This window comes from Bacillota bacterium, from assembly GCA_024655925.1.
GTDB lineage: Bacteria > Bacillota > DTU025 > DTU025 > JANLFS01 > JANLFS01.
In genome coordinates this window covers 1-5440 of the sequence record JANLFS010000084.1, presented here as the reverse complement: position 1 = coordinate 5440, position 5440 = coordinate 1, and the positions used below count along the sequence as shown (strand labels likewise).

At 62.2% G+C, this 5440-nt stretch carries 4 protein-coding genes; 3 read left to right on the top strand and 1 reads right to left on the bottom strand.

Features of this window, described 5'->3' with window-relative positions:
* From NUW23_12095 to NUW23_12085, 3 genes are all read left to right on the top strand, one after another.
* Positions 1–1149 (top strand): hypothetical protein (locus tag NUW23_12095; GenBank protein ID MCR4426906.1); only part of this gene is annotated, 1149 nt, incomplete at its 5' end.
* Positions 1130–1870: a PIG-L family deacetylase gene (locus tag NUW23_12090; GenBank protein MCR4426905.1), complete on the top strand. Its 741-nt coding sequence runs from the start codon at positions 1130–1132 to the stop codon at positions 1868–1870. The genes NUW23_12095 and NUW23_12090, both read left to right, overlap by 20 nt.
* On the top strand, positions 1867–3801 hold the full coding sequence (locus NUW23_12085) for a glycoside hydrolase family 125 protein (protein MCR4426904.1): 1935 nt from the start codon (positions 1867–1869) through the stop codon (positions 3799–3801). The genes NUW23_12090 and NUW23_12085 overlap by 4 nt, the downstream gene beginning before the upstream one ends.
* On the opposite strand, the gene NUW23_12080 is transcribed toward NUW23_12085, so the two are convergent.
* Entirely contained in the window at positions 3772–5166 is a 1395-nt protein-coding gene (locus NUW23_12080) for a chloride channel protein (GenBank protein ID MCR4426903.1), read from the bottom strand. The two genes, NUW23_12085 and NUW23_12080, sit on opposite strands and share 30 nt — an antisense overlap.
* Positions 5167–5440 lie beyond the last annotated feature (274 nt).

The following is a 5440-nucleotide window of genomic DNA, read 5'->3' as shown; positions in this document are numbered from 1 at the left end:
AAGCTCCGAGTCCTCGAATCTGTTCTTGCCAGAAGGTCTGATCCCAAGGCCATCGGGCGCCGCGGGTCCTGGCTTTTCTGCGGGGATGCCAGGTTTCGGGCAGCGCGCCCCGGCCGGAGTGAGATCCGTGCCAACCGCGTCCTCACTGTGGCAGCGGTGCAGATGGAGATCAGGCTGGTGGTAAACGGGTCCCAGTACACAGATGTAATCTACAGCCTCGCAGCCCGAGCTGCATCCCAGGGTGCCGAGTTCATCGTGTTTCCAGAGTACAGCGGGTTGCCACTCTTGGGAATGGTTCCCGGGCTTCCGAGAACGCTGGAGCGGGCAGGCTCTCTTGATGACGCCGCAGCCAAAGCGGGAGGCGAAGGTATCCGGGTCCTGGATGTCTTCCGGTTGTTGGGGCCTCACTGCACGCGAGCTTACCGGGCAGCTTTCTCGTCGGTCGCCAAGGCCCTCGGTGTTCACATCGCCACCGGGAGCATGATTCTGCCGGATGACCGGGCTCGCGACGGCGCAATGCGTTCAGTTGGCTACATCTTCGGGCCAAACGGCGAAGAAGTCGGCCGGTACTCCAAGTGCCACCTGATGCCAGTCGAGGCGGCCTGGGGCATCTCGACCGGTGATTCGGTCCCTGTGTTCGATGTGGCCGGGGTAGCCACTTCCATGCCGATATGCATGGATGCCACCTATTTCGAGACGTTCAGGCTCGCGAGGCTTTCCGGTGCAGATCTCGTGGCAGTGCCGTCGGCGAATCCCGAGGATTACAACTTGTGGTACGCCCTGCGCGGCATCTGGCCCAGGGTTCAGGAGTCACAGGTCTTCGGGATCGGGGCCTCCATGGTTGGGACCTTCGCCGGCATGACCTTCACCGGGAGAAGCGCAATCCTCGCTCCACTGGAACTCACTTCGGGCGGAGATGGGTTCATCGCCCAGGCACGCACTTGCGACCAGGAGGAGGTTGTAGTGGGCGCAATAGACCTGGGAGCACTCTACAGGTACAGGGCAGAGAACCCTCTCAGGTTCAACATCGGGCTTTACCAGAAGTACTTGCCGGGCCTCTACCGAGTGGCACAGGCGGCCCGACAGGCTTCACTCGGTCCAGGCGAGGAAGGCGTGGCCGGCGGGGAGGATGATTCAGAAGATGCCTGACAGGGCCATGGTCGTGTGCGCACACCCTGATGATATGGAATACTACTGCGGAGGTACCGTTCTGGCACTTACCAGGAATGGATGCGAGGTCCACGCGGTCATCGCAACAGACGGCAACCGCGGCAGCCTGAATCCCGACGTGTCCCCGGAGGCGCTCGCACGCCTGCGCCGAGAAGAAGCCCGGAAGTCCGCGCAGATTCTCGGTGTAGGGGCAATTACCTTTCTCGGTATATCCGACGGCGAGGTAGTACCGGATCTGACGCTCCGTTCCAGACTGGCCCGCCTCTACCGCGAACATACGCCGGCTCTCCTGCTCACCTTCGACCCGTGGAAGAGATACGAACTCCACCCGGACCACCGGGCAGTCGGCACCGCGGCGCTCGACGCTCGCTTGGCGGCGCGGCTACCGCTCTACTTCCCGGAACACCTGCGGGATGGATTGGGCACTTGGAGCATCAGGGAGATCCTGTTGTTCAACACCGACCAGCCGGACCATTTCTTCGATGTCTCCGAAACCTTCGAGGGCAAGATCGCTGCCCTGGCCGTCCATAGGAGCCAGTGGAGCGAGATTCAGATAGATGTCGAGTCCGCCCTTGCGCGAGAGGCTAGGCAGACAGGGGCGAGGGCTGGGTATGCGCTCGCTGAAGCGTTCAAGAGGATCCTGATACCCGGCGTGACTGTGAGCAGTTACGGCTGGGGCATGGAGGGCGACCCCCGTTGACTGGCAGAGCGCCTCTGAACCTCATCATGACCACACCTCGTGAGCTGGGGGAGGTTGTGTCCCCTCTGGTCACGGCAAACGACTGGGTTTCGCTTCCCGAGATCCGCCCCGACGACGCCGCCATCATGAGCGTGGGAGTCCTGAGCATGCGGCATCAAGGCCTGGTGGAGTGGGCAGGAGGCCTTCCAACTCAGCCTGAGGCGCTCGCCGGCGCTCCTCCCTTGTTTGCGCCCTTCGTCGAAGACCTCGAAACGGGAGAGCATGCCGGCGCCGTCTCTTGCTGGTCACTCCTGGAAGACTGGGTGCCGTGTGCCTGCTTCAAGACACGATTGGAACTGGACATCTCCCTGACCATCCTGGCCCCGGTGGGCTGGGAAACGCGCGGATGTGTGTTCTTGTTCCGCGCCGTAAACCGGGGAAATGAGACCCTGAGGGTCCGGTTGGGCCTGCGGGGGTGTGTCGGAGCCGTGTTTCAGACGATCTTTACCCGCAGACTCATACATGTCTCGAACCATTTGTACTACCGGGAGTGGACCAGGTCGCTCATGCTGGAAGCACGAGGGGACGACAGCGTCGGAGCGCTGGCTCTGACAGCGGATGACGAGTTCGACTGGTGGTCCGAGCCAGAGCCTCAGACCAGCGATTCTGTGATATCCAAGGAGAACGATGGGGCCTCCTCCATCCGGTTTGAAGCGGGCGCCTTCCTCTCCGTAGCTCCGGGGCAGACCGTGTCCACGCCTTTCTACATCGCCGCCGGCCCAGACCCCGATGCGGCAGGGGTGACGGCAGTGCACATGAGACGGCTGGGCGCGGCGGAGATGCTCCAGGAGACCCTCCGGTGGCTGGCGGAACGCGGGTTCGGCCCCGGCCATACCAGGGCTTCCCGCAACTTCTTCTTCTCCCGGTTCTTCGCTCACGGAAGAGCCATCGACACCGAGGACCTCGTGATGCTCACCTCTCGAAGCCCGAGGTACTACGTGAGTGCCGCGTTCTGGCCGAGAGACACCTTCCTCTGGGCGTATCCCGTCATGGTAGACCGCGATCCGGCCTTCGCCCGGGAGATACTGGTGACGGCGTTCCGCCGGCACGCGAGGAACGCGGGCATCCACGCTCACTACATCGGAGGAACGCTTCTCTACCCCGGATTCGAACTTGACCAACTTGCCTCATACGTCATCGCCCTGGGACGATATGTGAATACAACGGGCGATCTGTCCGTGGTGGCTGAGGAGCCGATATCCAGAGGAGTGGCCGCGGTGATGCAAACCTTGCCCCAGTGGCGCCACCCCACGATCGCTCTGTACCGGACATTCCTCGACCCCAGCGATGACCCGGTACGCTATCCGTACCTTACCTATGACAATGTGCTGGTGTGGCGGGCTCTGTCGGACCTTGCCCAGGTCGCGCTGAAATCCGGGCGACCGGATGATGCCCAGAGGTACCTATCTCAAGCTGAAGAAGTAGCCCAGGCTGTTCTCACGCACTGCATTGTCGAAGGGTCGAAGGGCCCCATGTTCGCGTGGTCGGTGGACCTCGAGGGCAATCACGAGATCTACGACGATCCACCAGGGAGTCTGGTGCTCCTCGCCTACTACGGGTTCGTCAGCCCTGCTGACCGAGTGTTCGCGAACACACTGGCCTGGATCATGTCATCAGACAACCCGTACCGCTCCGCATCCGGCCGGTTCACCGGCGTTGGGTGTGCCCACTCTCCCAGGCCCTGGCCGATGCACGCGTGCAACACGTTGCTCGCTGGAGTGAAGGACGATGCCTGCCGCGATCTGATAGAAAACGCCCCCCTTGACGGGGGGCTGGCGTGTGAAACCATCTACGAGTCAACAGGGAAGGTGGCCACAGGCGCGGCGTTTGCAACCTTCGCCGGATTCCTGGCCCTTGCCCTGTCATCGGTGGGGAGGCGTACGGTGGGGTGACCTCATCGGCGCCACCTCCACATGAGCCCCGAATACCGCATCCAGCCTGTGCTGAGCGTCTTCCCGGAGCCTGACGCTCTCTGCCTCCTCACAAGTGTGCCCCATGTCCACCACCAGGGAATGAGTCTTTGGGGATCCCAGAAGCTGGGTGGCGTTTATGCTCCTGTGCCCAACAACCACAAAGCTGACCACAGAGGCCACAACGCCGTAGATCCCGAACCCCGGCCCAAACCTTTCGAGCCCCAACACCAACGCTGCTATGGGCGTATTTGCCGCGCCCGCCAGGAGCCCCACGATACCGACGGCCGCCGCGAACACCGGGTCGAACCCGAGGAGCCTCCCGAGAGTGCTCCCGGCGGCCGCGCCTATCACGAAGACTGGGGTCATCGCACCCCCACTGAACCCCGCGCCCAGGGTGACTGCTACAAAGAGGATCTTCAGCGCAAAAGCCCACGTTGGAACGGAATGGCCTTCGAGTGCAGCTTCGTATATCTCGGTCCCAAGACCCAAGTACTGCCTCGAGAATGCAACCGCAAGCGCAACGAGCAACACCCCTCCTATGAAGGTCCTTGCTGGCTGGAATACACGCATCCGGTGGAACAACCGTTCCGAAGTCTCCACAGCCTCTATGAATATGTAAGCCACGAGGCCGAGAAGGAGGGCACACAGCACCACCCGGGCCAGGAGGGCTGGATCCATGGCCTCCACATGCACGTGCGCCTGAAGGGGATGCCACCACCCGAGAGCGCGGGCGGTGAATACTGAAGACGTGGACGCGATCACCGCAGGCAGCAGTGCACTAGAAGCGGTCGATCCCATGACCAGGGCCTCCACTGCGAAAATGGCCCCTGACACCGGCGCCCCGGTGACGATCCCGAATCCCGCCGCCAGCCCGCACATGGTGAGCTTCCGGTGGTCTTCCGCGTCCAGCCTCAGAAGGTCTGATATGCCCGATGCGAGGGCTCCTCCTATTTGAGCGGACGGGCCTTCCTTCCCCGCCGACGCTCCCACCGATAAGGAGATCACCGTCGCCAAGGCCTTCACCGGGGCGACTATGACAGGGATCTCCCCTTGACCCTTGTTCACTGCGCGAATGACTGCCTCGGTTCCGTGCCCATAAGCTTCGGGGGATATGTAGTGGATGATGGCCGCTGAGACGAATCCTCCAACAGGGAGAGCGATCCACCAGTAGCTGATCTTCGACGCAAACTCGATTCCCGCCCCGAGAACGTGAAGGAATCCCACGACGGCCAGGCCGGCCACTCCACCTGTTAGAGCCGACAGCACTAACCATTTCGCAAGACTGGCGATGAGAACGAGCGGTTCCACGACCTTAGGACTAACGGGGTTCGGGTACTGCCTCAAGTGTTACATTGTCCCCCCTCAAACGCTGTTCTCCACATATGGTAGTCCTACTCGCCAATGGGGTCAACGCCCAAAAGGAGGAAGTCTGAGTCAAGAAGAAGTGGGGACTTCCCCGTTCCTCGAATCGGTTGCGCCTACGGCTGGGGAATCTGACCGTCCGCGGACCGTGCGGAGCGGGTTGCTGCAGGCGCTAACGGTTGGGGACGCTGTCCCAGCAGCACGGATTGTATGCGCAACCTCGGCCTATGCCGTCAAGGGTTCGCTTCGCCGCTTC